This window comes from Streptococcus sp. HMSC065E03 (assembly GCF_001815045.1).
Lineage (GTDB): Bacteria > Bacillota > Bacilli > Lactobacillales > Streptococcaceae > Streptococcus > Streptococcus parasanguinis_AD.
On the sequence record NZ_KV818847.1, the window covers coordinates 244,186 to 246,253 of the forward strand.

Consider the following 2,068-nt stretch of genomic DNA (forward strand, 5'->3'; position numbering starts at 1 on the left):
ACACAGTAGCAGCAGACGGAACTGTAACCTTTGTTCCTGAAAAATCATTCACAGGTAAAGCACCAGCCGTAACAGTTGTTCGTGAAGATAAGAACGGAACTAAAGCTTCTGCAACTTACACACCAACCGTAACTCCAGTAACTCCAACTGCAACACCAGCTGAATCTACTGGACCTCAAGGTCTTGTTCAAACTGGCACTGTAACCTTCACTGAAGGTGATGAAGTAGCTCCAATTAACAAGGATTCGATTACTCTTCTTGATGAAAATGGTCAACCAGCAGCATCAGTAGAAGCGAAATCACCAGCAGGTGATGTGATCGGTACATACACAGTTGATAAAGACACAGGTGTAGTTACTTTCACACCAACAGATAAATCTTACTCAGGTGATGTGGTTCCAGTTAAGGTTCAGGCAGCTGATGCAAATGGAACTACAGTTGAAACAACTTATACACCGAAGATTACTCCGGTTGTTCCAACTTCTGAAGATGCTACATCGACAGATATTCAAGGTCAAACACAATCTGGTAAACCAACCTTCACGGAAGGCAATCCAAATGTTCCAATCGATGAAGATACTCCAGCTACCTTCGAAGATGGCTCAACCACTAAGACAGTAGATGGTGAAGGAACATATACTGTTGCTCCAGATGGAACCGTAACCTTCGTACCAGAAAAATCATTCACTGGAACTGCTACAGGCGTAACAGTGAAACGCGTGGACAAGAACGGTACTGAAATCACAGCTAAGTACACACCAACTGTGACACCAGTAACACCAACAGCAACACCAGCTGAATCAACAGATATCCAAGGTGCAACTCAAACTGGTAAACCTAAATTCACCGAAGGTGACAGCCGTGTACCTATGAACGATGATGTTCCAGCAACCTTCGATGATGGATCAACTACGAAGACTGTAGATGGTGTTGGTACATACACAGTAGCAGCAGACGGTACAGTAACCTTTGTACCAGAAAAATCATTCGTTGGAACTGCACCAGCCGTAACAGTGGTTCGTGAAGATAAGAACGGAACAAAAGCTTCTGCGACTTATACACCAACCGTAACACCAGTTACACCAACTGCAGAAGATACAACATCTACTGACAAACAAGGTCAAACGCAAACAGGTACACCAACCTTCACACCAGGTAATCCAAATGTTCCAATGGATGATGATACACCTGCAATATTTGAAGATGGCTCAACAACCAAGACTATTCCTGGTGAAGGAACTTACACTGTTGCTCCAGACGGAACCGTAACCTTTGTTCCAGAAAAATCATTCACAGGAGAAGGTACAGGCGTAACAGTTAAACGTGTCGATAAGAACGGTACTCCAGTTACTGCTAAGTACACACCAACTGTGACACCGGTAACACCAACAGCAACTCCAGCTACATCAGAAGCACCTCAAGGTGTGGTTCAAACTGGAACAGTAACCTTCACTGAAGGTGACCCAGTTGCACCAATTGACAAAGATACCATTACTCTTCTTGATGAAAATGGTCAGCCAGCAGAATCTGTAGTTGCTAAATCACCAGAAGGTAAAGAAATTGGTACTTTCACAGTTGATAAAGAAACAGGCCTTGTAACCTTCACACCAACTGATAAATCTTACTCAGGTGATGTGGTTCCAGTTAAGGTTCAAGGTAAAGATACAAACGGAACAGTTGCTGAAACAACTTACACACCGAAGATCACTCCAGTTGTCCCAACTGCTGAACCTGCAACATCTACAGATATCCAAGGTAAAACACAAACAGGTACACCAAGCTTCACACCTGGTAACCCTGCAATCCCAATGGATGATGATGTGCCAGCAACCTTTGAAGATGGTTCAACTACGAAGACCATTCCAGGAGAAGGAACTTACACAGTTGCTCCAGATGGAACTGTAACCTTCGTACCAGAAAAATCATTCACAGGAACAGGTACAGGCGTAACAGTGAAACGTGTTGATAAGAACGGTACTCCAGTTACTGCAACTTACACACCAACTGTAACACCTGTTACACCAACTGCAACTTCAGCAGTATCTACTGATGTGCAAGGTGCAACTCA

General features: G+C 43.7%; 1 pseudogene. It reads left to right on the forward strand.

Annotated elements, in window-relative coordinates:
* Positions 1-2,068 (forward strand): annotated as a pseudogene (locus tag HMPREF3002_RS04150) (CshA family fibrillar surface protein C); the annotation flags it as partial.